This window comes from Vibrio mytili, assembly GCF_000830505.1.
GTDB classification, from domain to species: domain Bacteria; phylum Pseudomonadota; class Gammaproteobacteria; order Enterobacterales; family Vibrionaceae; genus Vibrio; species Vibrio mytili.
The window spans coordinates 1-20868 of sequence record NZ_JXOK01000001.1 but is presented as its reverse complement, the minus strand read 5'-3'; the positions used below and the strand labels follow the sequence as shown (position 1 = coordinate 20868).

Annotated in this window: 19 protein-coding genes and 2 pseudogenes; 15 read left to right on the top strand and 6 right to left on the bottom strand. The window is 46.4% G+C overall.

What is annotated here, in order from left to right; genetic code table 11:
* Positions 1-3 precede the first annotated feature (3 nt).
* From SU60_RS00105 to glmU, 12 genes and pseudogenes are all read left to right on the top strand, one after another.
* Entirely contained in the window at positions 4-777 is a 774-nt protein-coding gene (locus SU60_RS00105; RefSeq protein ID WP_014233420.1) for a ParA family protein, read from the top strand.
* Between the two features lie 24 nt (positions 778-801).
* Positions 802-1683, top strand: a complete 882-nt coding sequence (locus tag SU60_RS00100; RefSeq protein ID WP_041153772.1) for a ParB/RepB/Spo0J family partition protein — start codon at positions 802-804, stop codon at positions 1681-1683.
* Positions 1684-1872: 189 nt separating this feature from the next.
* A pseudogene (locus SU60_RS00095) lies at positions 1873-2261 on the top strand (F0F1 ATP synthase subunit I).
* An 8-nt stretch (positions 2262-2269) separates the two neighbouring features.
* Positions 2270-3082: a F0F1 ATP synthase subunit A gene (gene atpB, locus SU60_RS00090; RefSeq protein WP_041153771.1), complete on the top strand. Its 813-nt coding sequence runs from the start codon at positions 2270-2272 to the stop codon at positions 3080-3082.
* A gap of 55 nt (positions 3083-3137) precedes the next feature.
* Positions 3138-3392, top strand: a complete 255-nt coding sequence (gene atpE / locus SU60_RS00085; RefSeq protein WP_002540812.1) for a F0F1 ATP synthase subunit C — start codon at positions 3138-3140, stop codon at positions 3390-3392.
* 74 nt (positions 3393-3466) lie between these two features.
* Positions 3467-3937, top strand: a complete 471-nt coding sequence (gene atpF / locus SU60_RS00080; RefSeq protein WP_041153770.1) for a F0F1 ATP synthase subunit B — start codon at positions 3467-3469, stop codon at positions 3935-3937.
* A 14-nt stretch (positions 3938-3951) separates the two neighbouring features.
* On the top strand, positions 3952-4485 hold the full coding sequence (gene atpH, locus SU60_RS00075; RefSeq protein WP_041153769.1) for a F0F1 ATP synthase subunit delta: 534 nt from the start codon (positions 3952-3954) through the stop codon (positions 4483-4485).
* A gap of 13 nt (positions 4486-4498) precedes the next feature.
* Positions 4499-6040, top strand: coding sequence for a F0F1 ATP synthase subunit alpha (atpA, locus tag SU60_RS00070; RefSeq protein ID WP_041153768.1), 1542 nt, complete (start codon positions 4499-4501; stop codon positions 6038-6040).
* A gap of 44 nt (positions 6041-6084) precedes the next feature.
* Complete coding sequence (atpG, locus tag SU60_RS00065) at positions 6085-6951, top strand: F0F1 ATP synthase subunit gamma (protein WP_041153767.1); 867 nt, start codon at positions 6085-6087, stop codon at positions 6949-6951.
* A 35-nt stretch (positions 6952-6986) separates the two neighbouring features.
* Positions 6987-8390 carry a F0F1 ATP synthase subunit beta gene (gene atpD / locus SU60_RS00060; RefSeq protein WP_041153766.1) on the top strand — a complete coding sequence of 468 codons (1404 nt, stop codon included), beginning with the start codon at positions 6987-6989 and terminating at the stop codon, positions 8388-8390.
* Between the two features lie 18 nt (positions 8391-8408).
* Positions 8409-8831 (top strand): F0F1 ATP synthase subunit epsilon, encoded by a 423-nt coding sequence (locus SU60_RS00055; protein ID WP_041153765.1) that lies wholly within the window; start codon positions 8409-8411, stop codon positions 8829-8831.
* Positions 8832-8980: 149 nt separating this feature from the next.
* Positions 8981-10342: a bifunctional UDP-N-acetylglucosamine diphosphorylase/glucosamine-1-phosphate N-acetyltransferase GlmU gene (glmU, locus tag SU60_RS00050; RefSeq protein WP_041153764.1), complete on the top strand. Its 1362-nt coding sequence runs from the start codon at positions 8981-8983 to the stop codon at positions 10340-10342.
* An 81-nt stretch (positions 10343-10423) separates the two neighbouring features.
* Here the strand turns inward: glmU and punC are convergent, their stop codons facing one another.
* On the bottom strand, positions 10424-11626 hold the full coding sequence (punC, locus tag SU60_RS00045) for a purine nucleoside transporter PunC (RefSeq protein WP_041153763.1): 1203 nt from the start codon (positions 11624-11626) through the stop codon (positions 10424-10426).
* A 155-nt stretch (positions 11627-11781) separates the two neighbouring features.
* Here punC and punR point away from each other — a divergent pair, with 155 nt between their 5' ends.
* Positions 11782-12684 carry a DNA-binding transcriptional activator PunR gene (punR, locus tag SU60_RS00040; protein WP_041153762.1) on the top strand — a complete coding sequence of 301 codons (903 nt, stop codon included), beginning with the start codon at positions 11782-11784 and terminating at the stop codon, positions 12682-12684.
* Between the two features lie 112 nt (positions 12685-12796).
* On the opposite strand, the gene ilvA is transcribed toward punR, so the two are convergent.
* From ilvA to ilvG, 5 genes are read right to left on the bottom strand one after another with little or no spacing between them, the layout of a single operon-like run.
* A complete protein-coding gene (ilvA, locus tag SU60_RS00035) occupies positions 12797-14341 on the bottom strand; it encodes a threonine ammonia-lyase, biosynthetic (RefSeq protein WP_041153761.1) in 1545 nt (514 codons plus the stop codon).
* Positions 14342-14346: 5 nt separating this feature from the next.
* Positions 14347-16188 carry a dihydroxy-acid dehydratase gene (gene ilvD, locus SU60_RS00030; RefSeq protein ID WP_041153760.1) on the bottom strand — a complete coding sequence of 614 codons (1842 nt, stop codon included), beginning with the start codon at positions 16186-16188 and terminating at the stop codon, positions 14347-14349.
* 14 nt (positions 16189-16202) lie between these two features.
* Positions 16203-17141, bottom strand: coding sequence for a branched-chain-amino-acid transaminase (gene ilvE, locus SU60_RS00025; RefSeq protein ID WP_041153759.1), 939 nt, complete (start codon positions 17139-17141; stop codon positions 16203-16205).
* Between the two features lie 12 nt (positions 17142-17153).
* A complete protein-coding gene (gene ilvM, locus SU60_RS00020; RefSeq protein ID WP_014233403.1) occupies positions 17154-17438 on the bottom strand; it encodes an acetolactate synthase 2 small subunit in 285 nt (94 codons plus the stop codon).
* A gap of 11 nt (positions 17439-17449) precedes the next feature.
* Positions 17450-19096, bottom strand: coding sequence for an acetolactate synthase 2 catalytic subunit (ilvG, locus tag SU60_RS00015; protein WP_041153758.1), 1647 nt, complete (start codon positions 19094-19096; stop codon positions 17450-17452).
* Between the two features lie 504 nt (positions 19097-19600).
* Between ilvG and SU60_RS00010 the strand changes: the two are divergent.
* Both SU60_RS00010 and SU60_RS00005 read left to right on the top strand, forming a co-directional pair.
* Positions 19601-19801, top strand: a pseudogene (locus SU60_RS00010) (magnesium chelatase domain-containing protein); the annotation flags it as partial.
* A gap of 112 nt (positions 19802-19913) precedes the next feature.
* Positions 19914-20783 carry an acyltransferase family protein gene (locus SU60_RS00005; RefSeq protein ID WP_245228323.1) on the top strand — a complete coding sequence of 290 codons (870 nt, stop codon included), beginning with the start codon at positions 19914-19916 and terminating at the stop codon, positions 20781-20783.
* Positions 20784-20868 lie beyond the last annotated feature (85 nt).

Here is a 20868-nt window from a genome sequence, read left to right as displayed (position 1 = left end):
GTCGTGGGTAAAATTGTAGCAATCGCCAACCAGAAAGGTGGGGTCGGCAAAACAACAACGTGCATTAACTTAGCGGCTTCGATGGCGGCAACAAAGCGCAAAGTTTTGGTTATCGATCTTGACCCTCAAGGGAATGCTACGATGGCCAGTGGTGTAGATAAGTACATGGTGGATGCCACGGCATACGATCTTCTTGTTGAAGATACCCCCTTCGAACAGGTTGTGTGTTCTGAAACCACTGGAAAGTACGATTTAATTGCAGCGAATGGCGATGTGACGGCCGCTGAAATTAAGTTAATGGAAGTGTTTGCACGTGAGGTGCGGTTGAAAAATGCCCTCTCCTCAGTTCGTGATAACTATGATTTCATCTTTATTGATTGTCCTCCTTCTCTAAACCTTCTTACAATCAACGCAATGGCAGCTGCAGATTCTGTATTGGTGCCGATGCAATGTGAATACTTTGCGTTAGAAGGTTTAACTGCTCTTATGGATACCATCAGTAAGTTGGCCGCGGTAGTGAATGAAAACCTCAAAATTGAAGGTTTGTTGCGAACCATGTACGATCCGCGCAATCGCTTATCGAATGAAGTTTCCGATCAACTGAAAAAGCATTTCGGTACTAAAGTGTACCGCACGGTCATCCCGCGTAATGTTCGTTTGGCTGAAGCGCCAAGTCATGGTAAGCCAGCCATGTACTACGACAAGTACTCTGCTGGTGCCAAAGCTTATCTTGCTCTAGCGGGCGAGATGCTGCGCCGTGAAGAAATCCCAGTTTAACTCTAACCGAAGGAATTCATCTCCATGTCTAATCGTGGTCTAGGAAAAGGACTGGATGCGTTGTTGTCGACCAGTTCATTTGCTCGTGAGAAACAGCATATTGCATCGCAAAGCCAAGCCTTATCAGCTGACGGTGAGTTAAGTGAACTCGCAATTAATCAATTGCAGCCGGGTGTCTATCAACCACGTAAAGACATGGCACCAGAAGCCTTAGAAGAGCTGGCTGCGTCAATTCAGTCACAAGGTATCATTCAGCCGATTGTGGTTCGTCGGGTGGAAAGCGGTCAGTATGAGATTATTGCCGGCGAGCGACGCTGGCGAGCGGCAAAACAGGCTGGACTCAAACGTGTTCCATGTCTGGTGAAAAAAGTCGAAGATCGCGCTGCAATTGCTATGGCTCTGATTGAGAACATCCAGCGTGAAGACCTCAACGTGATTGAAGAAGCGCAAGCATTAGAGCGTTTGCAAGATGAATTTTCTCTCACGCATCAGCAAGTGGCTGAGGTGATTGGTAAGTCGAGAACGACAGTAAGTAACTTACTGCGCTTGAATCAGCTGGGCCATGAAGTCAAAGCTTTGGTTGCTGATAAGAAGTTAGAAATGGGACATGCGCGTGCTCTATTAGCCTTAGAAGGTGAGCAGCAAGTTGACATTGCGATGCATGTCGCGCAGAAACAAATGACAGTTCGCCAAACCGAACAGTTAGTAAAAAAGTGCTTAGCTCCACAAAATGAGCAAAAAACGCAACAACAAGATATCGAAGCTGAGCAAATGTCGCATAAATTGAGTCAATTGCTTGATGCGCAAGTTTCCTTAAGCCGATCTGCAAATGGAAAAGCGAAATTAACGATAAGTCTTGATGAGCCTCACAAATTGGACCAACTAATTGCCAAGCTTGAGGCCTAGGTGAGATAATTGATTTAGGTCAATTAATCAAATTAATAGAATTTTGTGCGAAAGTTGTCGTTTTGTAAACAAATATGTAACTTTTTGATGCAATTGAATTGCATTAAGATGGACTGAACGTATAATTTTCGCCAATTTCCCTGCACAGTGAGTATAGTGCGAAGTGGATATTATTAGAGGTACGAATACATGGTAGCTGCGTTAGCTAGACCAGGACGAGAGCTCGCAAGGCAATTGTTAATGATCCAGTCTGGCGCGGTTATTTTTGTGGCAGCAGGGATGGCGGTAGCATAAATCCTGAGTGGGGACTTTCAGCGTTGATTGGCGGTGGCATATTTGTTATTGCCAATGCAGTATTCGCGTTATGTGCTTTTATGTTTAGTGGGGCTCGCGCTGCCAAGCGCATCGCTGTGTCCTTCTATGCGGGTGAAGTACTGAAAATTCTCATCACGGTTGCACTGTTCTATGTTGCCTACATGTATATGCAGGTGGAACTTGTTCCCCTCAAACTAACCTATTTGCTGGTACTAGGTATTAATATCTGTGCACCAGTGCTATTCATTAACAACAAAAAATAGGATGAGTTATGGCTGCGCCAGGTGAAGCGCTAACATCGTCCGGTTACATTGCCCACCACCTTACTAACCTATCTCTTTACAAGTTAGGCTTGGTAGCGGAGGAGACAAGTTTCTGGAACGTACATATCGATAGCCTGTTTTTTTCTTGGTTTACTGGTTTAATTTTCCTCGGAATTTTTTACAAAGTAGCGAAGAGAACAACAGCGGGTGTACCAGGTAAGCTTCAGTGTGCTGTAGAAATGATCGTTGAATTTGTCGCGGATAACGTCAAAGACACGTTCCATGGACGCAACCCACTGATCGCGCCTTTAGCACTGACTATCTTTTGTTGGGTATTTTTGATGAACGTGATGGACTTAGTCCCGATCGACTTCTTACCATACCCAGCAGAGCATTGGCTTGGTATTCCTTACCTTAAGGTTGTACCTTCTGCTGATGTGAATATCACCATGGCTATGGCTCTAGGCGTTTTTGCATTGATGATTTATTACAGCATCAAAGTGAAAGGTCTAGGTGGATTCGCAAAAGAACTTGCACTACATCCATTCAATCACCCACTGATGATTCCGTTTAACCTACTGATCGAAGTGGTATCGCTACTGGCGAAACCTCTTTCTCTTGGTATGCGTTTATTCGGTAACATGTTCGCGGGTGAGGTTGTATTCATTCTTTGTGCGGCAATGCTACCATGGTACTTACAATGGATGGGTTCACTACCGTGGGCAATCTTCCATATCTTGGTTATTACGATTCAAGCCTTCGTATTCATGATGTTGACAATTGTATATCTGTCAATGGCACACGAAGATCCTGATCATTAATTTTTTAAGCTTTTTATTTGGGCACTAAGCCAACAACTATAAATTGGAGATAGTAATGGAAACTTTACTGAGCTTTTCTGCAATCGCCGTAGGCATTATCGTCGGTCTTGCTTCTCTTGGTACAGCGATTGGTTTCGCACTGCTAGGTGGTAAATTCCTGGAAGGTGCAGCTCGTCAACCAGAAATGGCTCCTATGCTACAAGTTAAGATGTTCATCATCGCTGGTCTACTTGATGCGGTTCCAATGATCGGTATCGTAATCGCGCTACTATTCACTTTCGCAAACCCATTCGTTGGTCAACTAGGTTAATCACTTTTAACTCTAGATGAGCCATTGCGGCTTATCATTGATTAACACTTAGTCCAAATAGAGGGGTAGCTGTTGTGAACATTAACGCAACTCTGCTAGGTCAAGCAATCTCGTTCGCACTCTTTGTGTGGTTCTGCATGAAATATGTATGGCCGCCGTTGATGCAAGCGATCGAAGAGCGTCAGAAGAAAATTGCTGATGGTCTTCAAGCAGCTGAACGTGCTGCAAAAGACTTGAATCTGGCACAAGCCAACGCTTCTGATCAGTTGAAAGAAGCGAAGCGCACAGCAACTGAGATCATCGATCAAGCGAATAAGCGCAAGTCTCAAATTCTAGACGAAGCACGCGAGGAAGCTCAGGCAGAACGCCAGAAAATCCTAGCGCACGCAGAGTCAGAAATTGAAGCTGAGCGTAATCGCGCGCGTGATGATCTGCGCAAACAAGTTGCTACTCTGGCTGTAGCTGGTGCTGAGAAAATCCTTGAGCGTTCTATCGATAAAGAAGCGCAAAAAGATATTCTCGACAACATAACTGCAAAACTTTAAGTCTGGGGGCGCATATGTCTGATTTGACTACTATCGCACGCCCCTATGCTAAAGCAGCATTTGACTTTGCAGTAGAGAAAGACCAATTGGACCAATGGGGCCAAATGTTATCTTTTGCTGCTGAAGTCGCTAAAAACGAACAAATGGATGAGCTACTAACCAGTTCATTTTCTGCTGATAAAATGGCAGAAATATTTGTTGCAGTTTGCGGTGACCAAGTTGATTCGCACGGTCAAAACTTGCTTAAAGTTATGGCTGAGAATGGTCGTTTAACGGCCCTTCCTGATATTTGTGAGCAATTCTTCATTCTGAAGAAAGAGCATGAGAAAGAAATCGACGTTGAAGTAATTTCAGCAACCGAGCTTTCTGATAAACAGCTAGCAAATATTGGCAGCAAACTTGAAGCGCGTCTTGAACGCAAAGTGAAGCTGAATTGCAGCGTAGATGAGACCCTACTTGGTGGGGTTATTATTCGAGCCGGAGACCTAGTCATCGATGACTCAGCGCGTGGTCGTTTGAACCGCCTGAGCGATGCATTGCAGTCTTAATGGGGATTGGAGCATGCAACTTAATTCCACGGAAATTAGCGATCTGATCAAACAACGTATCGAATCTTTCGATGTTGTTAGTGAAGCTCGCAACGAGGGTACTATCGTATCGGTAAGCGATGGTATCATCCGCATCCACGGCCTAGCGGACGTGATGCAAGGTGAAATGATTGAATTACCGGGTGGCCGTTATGCACTAGCACTTAACCTTGAGCGTGACTCGGTTGGTGCGGTTGTAATGGGCCCATATGCTGACCTTAGGGAAGGCATGAAAGTTACAGGTACTGGCCGCATTCTTGAAGTGCCAGTTGGTCCAGAACTACTAGGCCGCGTAGTCAACACGCTGGGTGAGCCTATTGATGGTAAAGGTCCTATTGAAGCGAAGCTGACTTCACCTGTAGAAATGATCGCACCAGGCGTAATCGACCGTAAATCGGTAGATCAACCTGTACAAACTGGTTATAAGTCAGTTGACTCAATGATCCCTATCGGTCGTGGTCAGCGTGAGCTTATCATCGGTGACCGTCAGATCGGTAAAACCGCTCTGGCGATCGACTCGATCATCAACCAGAAAGACTCTGGTATTTTCTCAATCTACGTAGCAATCGGTCAGAAAGCATCGACTATTGCCAACGTAGTTCGCAAACTAGAAGAGCACGGCGCACTACAAAACACTATCGTGGTAGTAGCATCTGCTTCTGAATCTGCAGCGCTGCAATACTTGGCGCCTTACGCAGGTTGTGCGATGGGTGAATACTTCCGCGATCGCGGTGAAGACGCACTGATTGTTTACGATGACCTATCTAAGCAAGCAGTAGCTTACCGTCAGATCTCTCTACTACTTAAACGTCCACCAGGCCGTGAGGCATTCCCGGGTGATGTATTCTACTTACACTCTCGTCTACTAGAGCGTGCTGCTCGTGTAAACGAAGATTACGTAGAACGTTTCACTAACGGTGAAGTGAAAGGTAAGACGGGTTCTTTGACTGCTCTACCTATCATTGAAACTCAAGCAGGTGACGTTTCAGCATTCGTACCGACTAACGTAATCTCGATTACCGATGGTCAGATCTTCCTACAAACTGAGCTATTTAACGCCGGTGTTCGTCCAGCGGTTGACCCAGGTATCTCAGTATCTCGTGTAGGTGGTTCAGCTCAGACGAAAATCATCAAGAAACTATCAGGCGGTATCCGTACAGCACTTGCTGCATACCGTGAACTTGCAGCATTTGCTCAGTTCTCTTCTGATCTTGATGAAGCAACGAAGAAGCAGCTAGACCATGGTCAAAAAGTTACAGAACTGATGAAGCAGAAGCAGTACGCTCCTATGTCTGTATTTGACCAAGCACTAACTATCTTCGCAGCAGAGCGTGGTTACCTTGATGATGTAGAACTGAACAAAGTTCTAGATTTTGAGGCGGCTCTACTATCGTACGCTCGCGGTCAATACGCTGAACTAGCAGCTGAGATCGACAAGTCTGGTGCTTACAACGATGAAATCGAAGCTCAGTTTAAGAAACTGACCGACGACTTCAAAGCAACTCAAACTTGGTAATTAGGTCGGTGGCAGTTTCTGCCACCAACTAACGGAGAGTAACGATGGCCGGCGCAAAAGAGATACGTAATAAAATCGGTAGTGTTAAAAGCACGCAGAAAATTACGAAAGCGATGGAAATGGTAGCAGCTTCAAAAATGCGTCGTTCTCAAGACGCAATGGAAGCTTCTCGTCCATACGCTGAAACAATGCGTAAAGTGATCGGTCATGTGGCTAATGCAAATCTAGAGTACCGTCATCCGTACCTAGAAGAGCGTGAAGCTAAACGTGTTGGTTACATCATCGTTTCAACAGACCGTGGTCTGTGTGGTGGCTTGAACATTAACGTGTTTAAGAAAGCCGTCACAGACATTCAGTCATGGAAAGAAAAAGGCGCTGAAATTGAGCTTGCTGTCATTGGCTCAAAAGCAACTGCCTTCTTCAAACATGGTGGCGCAAAAGTTGCGGCACAGGTCTCTGGTCTGGGCGATAGCCCAACGCTAGAAGACCTTATCGGTTCTGTTGGCGTAATGCTGAAAAAATACGATGAAGGTGAACTGGACCGTCTATACGTAGTATTCAATAAATTTGTGAATACGATGGTTCAGCAACCAACGATCGATCAATTGCTACCTTTGCCTAAATCGGATAGCGAAGAGGTGCAGCGTGAGCATTCATGGGATTACATCTATGAGCCTGAACCAAAGCCTCTATTGGACACACTTTTGGTGCGTTACGTAGAGTCTCAGGTATACCAAGGTGTGGTTGAGAACCTTGCTTGTGAGCAAGCGGCTCGAATGATTGCGATGAAAGCTGCAACGGATAACGCGACTAACTTGATTGACGATTTGGAACTTGTGTACAACAAAGCCCGTCAGGCGGCGATTACACAAGAGCTATCTGAAATCGTTGGTGGTGCAGCTGCGGTTTAAGCTTAGGTAAAACGAAATAGTTTAGAGGATTAACGATGGCTACAGGTAAGATCGTACAGATCATCGGTGCGGTAGTCGACGTAGAGTTCCCACAGAGCGATGTACCTAGTGTATATGACGCTCTAAACGTAACGGACTCAAAAGAGCGTCTTGTTCTTGAAGTTCAACAACAGCTAGGCGGTGGCGTAGTTCGTTGTATCGTTATGGGTAGCTCTGATGGTTTACGTCGTGGAGTAGAAGTGGTTAACACTGGCGCTCCAATTTCAGTACCAGTAGGTACTAAAACACTAGGTCGTATCATGAACGTCCTAGGTGACGCGATTGATGAGCGTGGTGAAGTCGGTGCGGAAGAGGTTTACTCTATCCACCGTAGCGCACCAAGCTACGAAGACCAATCAAACGAAATTGCACTCCTAGAAACGGGTGTTAAAGTAATCGACCTAATTTGTCCATTCGCTAAGGGTGGTAAAATCGGTCTATTCGGTGGTGCAGGTGTAGGTAAGACCGTTAACATGATGGAACTTATCAACAACATCGCACTACAACACTCTGGTCTATCAGTATTTGCTGGTGTTGGTGAGCGTACTCGTGAAGGTAACGATTTCTACTACGAGATGCAGGAAGCGGGCGTTGTAAACGTTGAGAAGCCTGAAGAATCAAAAGTAGCGATGGTTTACGGTCAGATGAACGAGCCACCAGGTAACCGTCTACGTGTTGCACTGACTGGTCTTACAATGGCAGAGAAGTTCCGTGACGAAGGTCGTGACGTACTACTGTTCATTGATAACATCTACCGTTACACATTGGCCGGTACTGAGGTATCAGCACTGCTAGGTCGTATGCCTTCTGCGGTAGGTTACCAGCCAACTCTTGCAGAAGAGATGGGTGTACTTCAGGAGCGAATCACGTCAACAAAATCAGGTTCTATCACGTCTGTACAGGCGGTTTACGTACCTGCGGATGACTTGACTGACCCGTCTCCAGCAACCACGTTCGCGCACTTAGATGCAACGGTTGTACTTAACCGTAACATCGCGGCAATGGGTCTATACCCTGCGATTGACCCACTAGATTCAACGTCTCGTATGCTTGATCCACTTGTGGTTGGTCAAGATCACTACGACGTTGCTCGTGGCGTTCAGCAGACACTTCAGCGCTACAAAGAGCTGAAAGACATCATTGCGATTCTAGGTATGGACGAGCTATCTGAAGAAGATAAGCAAGTTGTATCTCGTGCACGTAAGATTGAGCGTTTCCTAACTCAGCCTTACCACGTAGCAGAAGTATTTACAGGTGACCCAGGTATCTACGTACCTCTTAAAGAAACTCTACGCGGTTTCAAAGGTCTACTCGCTGGTGAATACGATGACATTCCAGAGCAGGCATTTATGTACTGCGGTAGCATTGATGATGCTATTGAGAATGCTAAGAAGCTATAAGGCTAACTAGGAGGCGATATGGCACCAATAACCTTTCACCTAGACGTGGTCAGCGCTGAGAAACGTATTTTCTCAGGTCGTGTTGAAACGTTTCAGGTGACCGGTAGCGAAGGTGAGCTTGGTATTTTCCACGGCCATACTCCGCTTCTGTCCGCTATTAAGCCTGGTATGGTGCGTATTGTGAAACAGCACGGCCACGAAGAGTTCATTTATGTCTCGGGTGGTATGGTCGAAGTTCAGCCTGGTACTGCTACAGTACTGGCTGATACTGCGATTCGTGGTGAAGATCTAGACGCAGCTAAGGCAGAAGAAGCCAAGCGTCGTGCTGAAGAGAACATCCAGAATCAGCATGGCGATATGGACTTCGCACAAGCGGCCAGTGAACTGGCTAAAGCCATGGCTCAGTTACGAGTTATCGAACTGACCAAGAAGCGTCGCTAAGCTCAATTAGCAACGTTGCATGAAAAAGGCGACCATATGGTCGCCTTTTTGCTTAATTTTTATTGGAAATTTACTTCTCACCATTAACTAATCCTTCCAAGCTGTCTAAAATAACCGCCAACTAATACGGAACATCAAATAGGTTATTAATGAAATTCAGTGCAGTAATCCTTGCTGCGGGTAAAGGAACCCGTATGTACTCGAACATGCCAAAAGTGCTTCATACGTTGGCAGGTAAGCCGATGGCAAAACATGTCATTGATACATGTTCTGGGCTCGGTGCGCAAAACATTCATTTAGTTTACGGTCACGCTGGTGATCAAATGAAGCAGACGCTTGCTGAAGAGCCGGTCAACTGGGTACTTCAGTCTGAGCAACTTGGCACTGGGCACGCGGTAGATCAGGCTTCAGCGCAGTTCGAAGATGATGAAAAAGTACTGATTCTATACGGTGATGTTCCGCTTATCTCTGAAGAAACTATTGAGAGCTTGCTTGATGCCCAGCCTACAGGTGGAATTGCGCTGCTCACGGTGGTTCTAGACAACCCGACAGGCTATGGACGCATTGTGCGTAAGAACGGCCCTGTGGTTGCTATCGTCGAACAGAAAGATGCGACTGAAGAGCAAAAACTGATTAAAGAGATCAATACCGGTGTGATGGTGGCAACAGGCGGCGACTTGAAGCGCTGGCTTGCGGGTCTGAACAATCAAAATGCGCAAGGCGAATACTACTTAACCGACGTTATTGCCGCAGCACATGATGAAGGTCGTGCGGTTGAAGCCGTGCATCCGGTCAATCCAATCGAAGTGGAAGGGGTCAATGATCGCGCTCAGTTAGCTCGTCTTGAGCGCGCTTTTCAATCCATGCAAGCGCAGAAGTTACTAGAACAAGGTGTGATGCTGCGTGATCCTGCTCGTTTTGATTTGCGTGGTGAATTGCAATGCGGCATGGACTGCGAAATCGATGTTAATGTCATCATCGAAGGTAAAGTGACATTGGGCGATAACGTGGTGATCGGTGCTGGCTGTGTGCTGACTGACTGTGAGATTGATGACAATACGGTCATTCGTCCGTACAGCGTCATTGAAGGTGCAACGGTGGGCGAAACCTGTACCGTTGGCCCATTTAGCCGTCTGCGTCCAGGCGCAGAAATGCGAAATGATTCACACGTCGGTAACTTTGTTGAAGTTAAAAATGCCCGTATTGGTGAAGGTTCGAAAGCCAACCATTTAACTTATTTGGGGGATGCGGAAATCGGCCAGCGCACCAATATCGGTGCCGGCACAATTACCTGCAACTACGACGGTGCGAATAAATTCAAGACCATTATCGGTAACGACGTTTTCGTTGGTTCAGATAGCCAGCTGGTGGCGCCTTTGACCATTGCTGATGGTGTGACTATTGGTGCCGGTACGACGTTGACAAAAGACGTCGATGCAGGTGAGTTAGTGATTACTCGCGCGAAAGAGCGCAAAATACCTGGCTGGCAACGCCCAGAAAAGAAAAAGTAATTCCGCTTCGCGGTATTTTACTGAATAAAAAATCAAAGCCGCTGATTCGAGCGGCTTTGTCGTTCTTGTTACTTGTTTTTATTACTCTTCATTGCTGACGACACGCGCGTTATCTGGTGTTATGAAATGGCTGGATAGTTCACGATTAGAGACGATGTACCCAATCCATAAACCACCCATGCACAACACTATCGCGATACCTGTCACCATCTGCGCTTGACTTGCTAACGCAGCAACCAATGCACTCGATAAACTACTTACACAGATTTGTAAGCTGTTTTGCAGGCCAGCTGCCGTTGCCGGGCTTTGTTGCGCACTCGCTAAAGCGCGATTCACAACGATTGGGTAGAGAGCGCCATTCGCCACAGCAATTAAACAAAACGGTGCCAAAATTGGCCATATCGACGTGAGTTGCCATTGAGAAGCGATAAACACTAAAACGGCAGCGACGCTGAAAAGCCCGATTAACTGACGAAGTATTTTTTCGTCACCAAACTTACGCACACCGACTTTACCCAAATAGCCACCTGCCATAAAAGCGATAGTCTGCGGAATGAAGCTGAGTCCGATGTCTTTGGCGTCATAACCGAGTTGAGCCATGATTTCTGGCATGCCTGTCAGATATGCAAAGAACGCCGCGGAAGCGGTAGCAAACATAAATACGTTGCCAAGGTAAGCTTTAGAGCTGAGCAGGGCTTTGATGTCTGTAGAAATACTGGTTTGCTTGGTTTCTACGCTTTCGTTTTTCTGCATCATGGTTGCCGCGACAAGTAGTACGCCAACTGCGCTCAGAGTAATAAAGATACTGTGCCAGCCCAAGTTGTCCGCTAGGATCACACCGAGCTGAGGGGCGAGTGCTGGAGATAACGCCACCAGCGGCATGATGGTAGCAAAAATTTGTTGGCTGCTGCTTGAGTAACGCTTAATCACCATGGCTTGCCAGATCACGGCAGGTGCACACACACCAATCGCTTGAATAAATCGTAAGGTTAGCAATTGCCATACTTGGTCGCAGAAAGCCAGACCGAATGAAGCAAGGGTAAATATCACCAAGCCTGTCGCCAAGGTATTTCGGTGGCCAAATTTGTCTGAAGCCAGTCCCCACATCAGTTGGCCAAACGCCATTCCGCCTAAGAATACAGTCAAAGACAGGGCTATCTGCTCCGGGCCGGTCGCAAAGTCGACTTCCATGGCTTTAAATGCAGGTAGGTACATATCCGTGGCAATAAAGCCCAACATGGATAGCACTGCAAGATAAACGAGTTGTAATTTTGCTATTTTCATTTTATTACCAATCAAATTTTTTAATTATTTTTTAATCAATATCAGTTGGCGCCAACCCTGATTTATTTACCTTTTCATTGTATTTTTCGATCTGTTAAAAATAAAACGTTAAAATTGTTGGTTATGAATCAAAATTTTTGAAAGGTTAGGCGTGGATGTTCTCTAAATCTTCTTTAGAGCTGCTCGATACCGTTGCTCGGTTAGGCAGTTTTACCGCAGCGGCGGACGTGTTACATAAGGTCCCTTCTGCGATCAGTTATGCGGTTCGGCAGGTAGAGAAAGATTTAAATGTGGTGTTGTTTCGTCGGTTACCCAGAAAAGTAGAGCTGACCCCAGCTGGGGAGCTATTTATCGCCGAAGCTCGCTCTTTATTGCGACAGATGGAAGAGGTGAAGATGCAAACCCGCCGCGCCGCGCATGGTTGGCAAAGTACGCTTAAGTTGACCTTGGATAATGTGGTAAAACTGGACAAACTTAAGCCGCTGGTGGATGACTTTTATCGTGAGTTTGATTTTGCTGAACTGCAAATCAATATGGAAGTGTTCAATGGGTCTTGGGAAGCTATCGCACAAGGACGAGCAGATATCGTTGTTGGCGCAACGTCGGCCATTCCAGTTGGGGGAGATTTTGAAGTAAAAGAGATGGGTAAATTAGATTGGGCATTTGTCATGTCTCCTGCTCACCCGTGTGTGCGCCAACAGGTTTTAACCGAAGCGTTTGTCAGCCAGTTTCCAGCCATTTGCTTGGATGATACGTCTAATGTGCTGCCTAAGCGTCATACGGGGCATTATCCACAACAGAGACGGCTGCTATTACCGAATTGGTACAGTGCCATTGAATGTCTGAAAAATGGGGTGGGTGTAGGGTATATGCCGCGCCACATTGCGATGCCGTTAATTAACCAAGGTGTACTGGTAGAAAAAGTATTACCGGATGAGATGCCACTCAGCCACTGTTGCTTAGTATGGCGTAAAGATGACAACCATAAGTTGATCCAATGGATGGTTGATTATTTAGGATCATCCAGTCAATTACACCAAGATTGGTTACAACATTGATGCTCGCCATTGCCATGGATCTTACGCCACTTTTGAGAACTTGATGACTGTGCTTGGTTTAAAAACACCTCGCGATGGCGAGGTGTTTTAGGTGGATGAGTATCAGCACAACTTAGGATAAAAAGAACTTATACGATGGGTTGTCTGTTTCATCTTTATATTGGTAACCAAGCTCACGTAAGTGCGTCGTAAACTGGGCCAAATCGCCTTCATTTAACTCGAAACCACAAAGAACTCGACCGTAATCGGCACCATGATTGCGATAGTTGAACAAGCTGATGTTCCAATGTGTTCCTAACGTACTCAGGAACTTAAGCAGTGCGCCCGGGTATTCAGGAAATTCAAAGCTGTACAGACGCTCTGTCAGTGGCTTTGATGGTTTTCCGCCGATCATATAGCGAATATGTAGCTTCGCCATTTCATCATCGGAAAGATCCACGACGGGATAACCACCATCACGAAGATCGTGAATGATTTGTTCCAGTTCTTCTTGCCCGCCTTGCAGACGTACCCCGACAAATATATTGGCTAACTGATCGTCGTTGTAGCGGTAGTTGAACTCAGTAACAGCACGACCACCAATCAAGTTGCAAAACTCTAAGAATGCTCCTTGGCGCTCTGGAATGGTCACCGCGAGCAAACCTTCGCGCTTTTCACCCAGTTCACAGCGCTCGGAAACATAACGCAGACCATGGAAGTTGGTGTTAGCACCAGAAAGGACGGTACCTAAGTTTTTGCCTTCGAGATGGTTTTGTTCTACGAACTTCTTCAAGCCTGCTAAAGCCAACGCACCAGAAGGCTCAGCGATGGCTCGGGTGTCTTCAAAGATGTCTTTCACTGCGGCGCAGATTTCGTCACTAGACACAGCAACATGGCCATCAATGTATTTCTGGCATAAACGGAACGTCTCTTCACCAATGCGTTTTACCGCAACCCCATCAGCAAACATGCTGACTTGATCAAGAACCACCGGCTCACCTGCATCCAGCGCTGCTTTCAGACACGAAGAATCTTCTGGCTCGACTGCAATGACTTTGATTTCTGGCATCAGTTGTTTCACCAATACTGCAACACCAGCGGCTAAGCCACCACCGCCCACTGGCACAAAAATGTATTCTAAGTGACCATTTTGTCGCAGCATTTCCATGCCAATGGTGCCTTGCCCGGCAATCACTAGTGGGTGATCAAACGGAGGTACGAAGGTGTAACCATACTCCTCCGATAAACGCTCAGCTTCTGCTTTGGCTTCATCAAAGTTGCTGCCATGCAGGACGACATTACCACCAAAGCTGCGCACAGCGTCAACTTTGATATCTGGTGTTGTTTTTGGCATCACAATCGTTGTTTTGATGCCTAATTTGGTTCCAGAAAGCGCCATGCCTTGAGCATGGTTACCTGCTGAAGCGGCAATCACTCCCGCGGCTTTTTGCTCTTCCGATAAGCTAGCGACCATATTGTATGCCCCGCGTAGCTTAAATGAGTGCACAGGTTGGCGATCTTCACGTTTGATCTGTACATGATTGCCAATGCGTGCAGACAAGCGAGGCATGTCTTGTAAAGGGGTGACCGTTGCGACTTCATAAACCGGTGCACGTAGGATTTGACGCAGATAATCTGCGCCAGTTTGATTGACTGTCTTTTCGGGTTGAGATTCCATCGCTGCTAGCCCTCTAGCTTAGATTTGTCTCGTACTGCCCCTTTGTCAGCACTGGTTGCCATACTTGCGTACGCTTTCAGCGCAAAAGAAACGTCACGTTGACGGTCAGCGGGTTTCCAGCCTAACTCATCTTGTTTTGCTCGGCGTGCAGCGAGCTCATCTTCTGGGACATCAAGTGTGATGGAACGGCTTGGGATATCAATGGTGATAATGTCACCATCCTGAACCAAGCCGATCGTACCACCACTCGCCGCTTCTGGAGAGGCGTGGCCGATTGATAAGCCTGATGTTCCACCTGAGAAACGGCCATCCGTTAGTAGGGCGCACGATTTACCCAGACCCATGGATTTTAGGTACGTGGTTGGGTAAAGCATTTCTTGCATACCTGGACCGCCTTTAGGCCCTTCGTAACGGATAACAACCACTTCGCCAGCTTTCACTTTACCGCCTAAAATACCATCCACTGCCGAATCTTGACTTTCGAAAACAATTGCAGGGCCTTGGAATTTAAGGTTTTCTTCATCTACACCAGCGGTTTTAACGATACATCCATCAACGGCAATGTTACCGGAAAGGACCGCTAGACCACCTTCTTGACTGAATGCGTTGTCTTTTGAGCGGATACAGCCATCAACACGGTCATCGTCAAGGCGATCCCAACGGCAATCTTGCGAGAAGGCTTGGGTGGTACGAATACCTGCAGGACCAGCGCGGAAGAATTTAAGTACCTCTTCGTTTTCGGTTTGGATGATGTCGTACTCGGCAAGCTGCTGTTGCATGGTCATGCCCAGGACGGTGTGTGTATTACCGTTTAACAAGCCTGCGCGGTCTAGCTCACCCAAGATAGCCATGACGCCTCCCGCACGGTGGACATCTTCCATATGGTATTTCTGAGTCGATGGAGCCACTTTACATAGGTGAGGAACGCGACGAGACATTTCATCGATGTCGTTCATGTCGAAGTCTACTTCACCTTCTTGTGCCGCTGCTAACAGGTGCAGAACGGTGTTGCTAGAGCCACCCATGGCAATGTCCAATGCCATCGCATTTTCAAAGGCTGCGCGATTAGCGATGTTACGCGGTAGGGCAGATGCGTCATCTTGTTCGTAGTAACGTTTTGTTAGTTCAACGATGCGTTTACCAGCATTAATAAACAATTGCTCACGGTCGGCATGCGTTGCCAGCATAGACCCGTTACCTGGCTGAGAGAGGCCTAACGCTTCGGTTAGACAGTTCATTGAGTTGGCGGTAAACATGCCTGAGCACGAACCACAAGTTGGACACGCGGAACGTTCGATCTGTTCACTCTGTTGATCCGAAACCGTTGGATCGGCGCCTTGGATCATTGCGTCAACCAAGTCGAGTTTAATGATCTGATCAGAAAGCTTGGTTTTACCCGCTTCCATCGGGCCACCAGACACGAAGATCACTGGAATATTAAGGCGCATTGCTGCCATCATCATTCCCGGAGTGATTTTGTCACAGTTCGAAATACACACCATAGCATCAGCGCAGTGTGCGTTGACCATGTACTCCACAGAGTCGGCGATCAGTTCACGTGACGGCAATGAGTAAAGCATGCCGCCGTGACCCATTGCGATGCCGTCATCGACCGCAATGGTATTGAATTCTTTCGCGATACCACCGGCTTTTTCGATTTCACCGGCAACCAATTGACCCATATCTTTAAGGTGAACGTGCCCCGGAACAAACTGAGTAAATGAGTTCACGACCGCGATGATTGGTTTTCCGAAGTCATCATCTTTTACACCAGTAGCACGCCAGAGCGCACGAGCACCCGCCATGTTACGACCATGTGTGGTGGTTGCTGATCTATATTTTGGCATTTCTTAATTCCTTCTTACTTCTGCTCTGGGTACACATAGTCTAACCAGCCCCACTTGTCCTCAGTGGTGCCGTTAAATAGGCCAAAGTAGGCTTGTTGCAATTCTTTAGTGATAGGGCCACGTTTACCGTTGCCCACTTCAATTTTGTCGACGGTTGCGACAGGTACGATTTCCGCTGCGGTTCCGGTCATAAAGACTTCGTCCGCTAGATAAAGTGCTTCACGAGCGATGTTCGCTTCGCGTACGTCATAGCCTTTATCACGCGCAATGGTCATGATTGAGTCACGAGTGATGCCCGGTAATATCGCACTGGTTGCTGGTGGGGTTGTGATCACGCCATCTTTGATGACAAAGATATTCTCACCCGCGCCTTCCGACAGATAACCGTCCACGCTGAGCGCAATACCTTCATCGTAACCGTGACGACGAGCTTCACCGCCTACTAATAATGAAGATAGGTAGTTGCCTCCCGCTTTTGCTGCGGTTGGAATGGTGTTGGGTGCAGCGCGGTTCCAACTGGAAATCATGGCATCCACGCCTTTCTCTAATGCTTCTTCACCTAAATACGAACCCCATGGGAACGCCGCGATAATCAGGTCCATTTCAGTGCCGACTGGAGGACATACACCTAAGCCGACATTACCAACAAAACCCAGTGGGCGAATGTAAGCATTATCCAGTTTGTTTTGGCGTAAGGTTTCACGGGTGGCTTCCATGATTTCTTCCACAGAGTATGGAATAGGGAAGCGATAAATCTTGGCAGAATCTTTTAAGCGTTGTGCGTGCTCGCGGTGACGGAAGACAATTGGACCCTTGGGCGTGTTGTAACAACGTACGCCTTCAAATACCGAGGTACCGTAGTGCATCGCATGAGTCAAAACGTGTACGTTTGCCTCTGCCCACGGCACCATCTCGCCATTAAACCAAATGAAATCTGCTGTTTTCGTTGCCATTTATTGCCTTCCTTATGCACTTACTTGTTGTTGTAAGTTGTGATTTGGCAGCTCATCGTTGCGGATTTTTAGCACCTCAACTTTACGCACGTCCCACAACTTTTCAATCTGATTGATCAAAAACGAAATTGGCCGGTCGCTATCGACAATGATCTCCACGCTGGCCACTTTACTTTCATGGTTTTGCGTCGCGGCAACTTGTTTTATCACAAAGCCTCGGTGACGAATCACACGTAGAACGCGCTCTAACAGTACCGGTTTGTCATCGGCTTTGATATCGAGTAAATATCTGTCCATGTGATGGTCTCCTATGTGTTTTCCAACATATCACTGTTTGAGGCGCCTGGCGGTACCAAAGGCCACACGTTTTCTTCTTCATCGATTAAAACGTGAAGCATGTAAGAAGTTTTGCTCGCTAGCATCTCTTTCAATGCTGGCTCCACTTCTTCTTTCTTGGTGATGGTTTTACCCGGAATATCGAATGCTTTGGCTAGCATCACGAAGTCAGGGTTGTCGTCAAGAATGGTTTCACTGTGGCGGCCATCGAAAAATAGCGATTGCCACTGGCGCACCATGCCTAGGCGTTGGTTATTAAGGAGCACAATCTTCACCGGAATTTGGCGACGTTTTAATGTACCTAATTCTTGGACGTTCATCATAAATGACCCGTCACCCGTTATAAGAATAGACTGATCATCCGGACGCGCGACTGCTGCCCCCATCGCTGCGGGTAGGCCAAAGCCCATCGTGCCTAGACCTGCGGAGGTGATGAAATTTTGCGGATCACGCGGCTGAATATGCTGTGCTGCCCACATCTGATGTTGGCCGACATCCGTTGAGACAATCGAGCTATCCGGCATCATATCGGATAACTGTTTGAGTAATAGTGGCGCATAGATAAGCTCGCCAGGGTGGTCATAACGCCACTTAAAGCCACTACGTAAACTTTCACTGTGGTGAACCCAAGGAGTGATGTCTTGTGTCAGTTCTAACTGAGGAAGAATCGTATTGATGTCACCACGCAGTGGAGCATTGGCGTGGCGCAGCTTATGAATTTCTGCCGCATCAATATCAATGTGAATCACTTTTGCATTCGGAGCAAACGTGTCGAGTTTTCCTGTCACACGGTCATCAAATCGCGCACCAACAACAATCAACAGATCCGATTCCTGTACAACAAGGTTTGCGGCTTTGGTTCCGTGCATACCTAGCATGCCCAAGTAATGGGGATCGTGGCGTTCAATGGTGCCTAGGCCTTTCAGAGTGCTTACCACTGGCATAGGGTTCAGACGTAAGAACTCTCGTACTGCATCCGTTGCTTTGGCGAGCTGAACACCACCACCGACGTAAAGTACAGGGCGTGTCGAAGCGGCTAACACTTCTTGAGCTCGCTTAACGTCTGCGGCGGCAACATCTTCGATAGGCGGTGCAACATATGGTGGCAGCAAATCGGTTGGTGCCTGTGCAAGCTGAACGTCTTTAGCGATGTCAACAATAACAGGACCTGGACGACCGGTTTTGGCTACTTCAAATGCTTCAGCCAGTGTTGGAGCTAGGTCTTCGATTTCAGTGACCAAGTAGCTGTGTTTGGTACAGGCGAGGGACATACCGATCACATCCATTTCTTGGAAGGCGTCGGTACCGATATGGGAGCTGGCTACTTGACCCGTAATGGCGACCAGTGGAACGGAATCAAGGAACGCATCGGCAAGGCCGGTAACGAGGTTAGTGGCGCCAGGGCCGGAAGTTGCCATGCAAACAGCAACATCTTGAGTTGAACGAGCCATACCTATAGCGGCCATGGCTGCCCCTTGTTCATGACGGCATAAGATGTGTTCAACACCTCCGTCATACAAGGCATCATAGATGGGCATGATGGCTCCGCCAGGGTAGCCAAATATGGTATTGATGCCTTGCTGTCTTAAAGCGGCTACGACAAGTTGTGCTCCAGTCATCGTAAACCTCCTTTGCTACGTTGAGGCTCGTAGCTATCGCCATATGTGTTGCACTTCATGTGCACTCCCATTCTTCCCGTTAAACTGTCCAAGGGTTAGACAGATGACAACTTGTAGTTGTAAAAAAACCCCCGGACTTTTCAGTGCGGGGGTTTTTTATAATTTGTGGTTACCTTTCGCCCACAACACCCCGCGTGATGCCAATAATGACCACGATAATCAGGGCTAGCAGTGAATTGAATTTGGCGAATAGGTTCATCTGTCTGTCGTTAATTTCTATCGTTAATTTTTTGTGTAATGTTCTACGCAATTGTTTGCGTCTCTAGTGGTATCACACAATTCCGTTGCATGACAAGCAAAAAGTCATTCTTTTTTCACATTAACCCCCAGTTTGTACGCGGTATATAACATAAGTACATATAAAAAACATTTGGTTATACCCAAACAGGTTGGAACCGTGAGGTTCTCTGTAGGGGTATGAGTATTGAGTAACTTGGAGAGCGTATGGGGCTGGCAATCATTCATAGTCGGGCAAGTGTCGGGGTGCAAGCGCCCTCGGTGAGTGTAGAAGTTCATATCAGCAATGGCATGCCAGGTTTTACCTTGGTTGGGCTACCTGAAACCACAGTAAAAGAGTCTAAAGATCGGGTACGTAGCGCGATCATCAATTCTAACTTTCAGTTTCCTGCTAAACGAATAACAGTGCTACGAAAGATTAACAGGAATAAAATTGAGCTTTAATCAATTGCCTTGCCTTGCCTTGCCTTAGTATTAGTATAAAATACGCCCAAATATTTTAATCAGTTGGTTTAGGCTTGTGCAGTTCAGAAAAGATATAAATGGTTTAAGAGCCATAGCAGTAATAGCTGTTGTGCTATTTCATTTTAATGCGAGTTGGATGCCCGGCGGTTTTGCAGGGGTAGACGTGTTTTTTGTTATTTCTGGTTTCTTAATGACAGGGATAATATTTAGAGGTATTGAGCAAGAAAACTTTTCTATTTTGAAGTTTTATGTTGCGAGAGCGAACAGGATCATACCTGCATTAGCGGTTCTTTGTCTGGCCTTGTTAGTGTTCGGTTGGTTCTACCTTACTCCACTTGATTACAAAGTATTAGGAAAGCACGTAGGTAGCAGTATGGGCTTTTTATCCAATATCATATATTGGAGAGAGTCTGGTTACTTTGATGCTGCTTCACACGAAAAATGGCTTTTACATACTTGGTCTTTATCTGCTGAATGGCAGTTCTACATAATCTATCCATTAGTTCTTGTTGCTATGAGAAAGTTTATATCGTTAAAGGCTATGAAAGCGACTGTTTTAGTTGGAACGGTGTTGGGCTTTATCTTCTGTGTGATAGCAACCTACAAATGGCCTAATCCTGCTTATTATCTATTACCTACCAGAGCGTGGGAAATGATGATTGGTGGTGTTGCATATCTTTACCCGTTAAAACTCGCAGAGAATAGAAAGAAAGTATTTGAATGGGTTGGATTAGCATTAATAATTTTATCTTATATCTTTATTTCAAAAGAAAACTTATGGCCTGGGTATTTGGCTTTAATTCCTGTTTTTGGTGCATTTTTGATAATCCAAGCTCAAAGGAATGACAGTATTGTAACAGGTAATATTGTATTTCAATCATTGGGTAAGTGGTCTTATTCTATTTATCTTTGGCATTGGCTATAGTTGTAGGTATATATTATTACTCTTTAAATGGTTTATTCATATATACAGGTGTTTTACTTTCATTACTATTAGGTTTTATAAGCCC

Excerpts from the sequence above, each read along its gene's own strand:
- atpG (WP_041153767.1), top strand. The coding sequence starts at position 6,085 with ATGGCCGGCGCAAAAGAGATACGTAATAAAATCGGTAGTGTTAAAAGC.
- SU60_RS00100 (WP_041153772.1), top strand. The coding sequence starts at position 802 with ATGTCTAATCGTGGTCTAGGAAAAGGACTGGATGCGTTGTTGTCGACC.
- ilvA (WP_041153761.1), bottom strand. The coding sequence starts at position 14,341 with ATGGAATCTCAACCCGAAAAGACAGTCAATCAAACTGGCGCAGATTAT.
- ilvG (WP_041153758.1), bottom strand. The coding sequence starts at position 19,096 with ATGACTGGAGCACAACTTGTCGTAGCCGCTTTAAGACAGCAAGGCATC.
- atpD (WP_041153766.1), top strand. The coding sequence starts at position 6,987 with ATGGCTACAGGTAAGATCGTACAGATCATCGGTGCGGTAGTCGACGTA.
- glmU (WP_041153764.1), top strand. The coding sequence starts at position 8,981 with ATGAAATTCAGTGCAGTAATCCTTGCTGCGGGTAAAGGAACCCGTATG.
- ilvE (WP_041153759.1), bottom strand. The coding sequence starts at position 17,141 with ATGGCAACGAAAACAGCAGATTTCATTTGGTTTAATGGCGAGATGGTG.
- ilvM (WP_014233403.1), bottom strand. The coding sequence starts at position 17,438 with ATGGACAGATATTTACTCGATATCAAAGCCGATGACAAACCGGTACTG.
- atpE (WP_002540812.1), top strand. The coding sequence starts at position 3,138 with ATGGAAACTTTACTGAGCTTTTCTGCAATCGCCGTAGGCATTATCGTC.
- SU60_RS00055 (WP_041153765.1), top strand. The coding sequence starts at position 8,409 with ATGGCACCAATAACCTTTCACCTAGACGTGGTCAGCGCTGAGAAACGT.
- punC (WP_041153763.1), bottom strand. The coding sequence starts at position 11,626 with ATGAAAATAGCAAAATTACAACTCGTTTATCTTGCAGTGCTATCCATG.
- atpH (WP_041153769.1), top strand. The coding sequence starts at position 3,952 with ATGTCTGATTTGACTACTATCGCACGCCCCTATGCTAAAGCAGCATTT.
- atpB (WP_041153771.1), top strand. The coding sequence starts at position 2,270 with ATGGCTGCGCCAGGTGAAGCGCTAACATCGTCCGGTTACATTGCCCAC.
- ilvD (WP_041153760.1), bottom strand. The coding sequence starts at position 16,188 with ATGCCAAAATATAGATCAGCAACCACCACACATGGTCGTAACATGGCG.
- atpA (WP_041153768.1), top strand. The coding sequence starts at position 4,499 with ATGCAACTTAATTCCACGGAAATTAGCGATCTGATCAAACAACGTATC.
- punR (WP_041153762.1), top strand. The coding sequence starts at position 11,782 with ATGTTCTCTAAATCTTCTTTAGAGCTGCTCGATACCGTTGCTCGGTTA.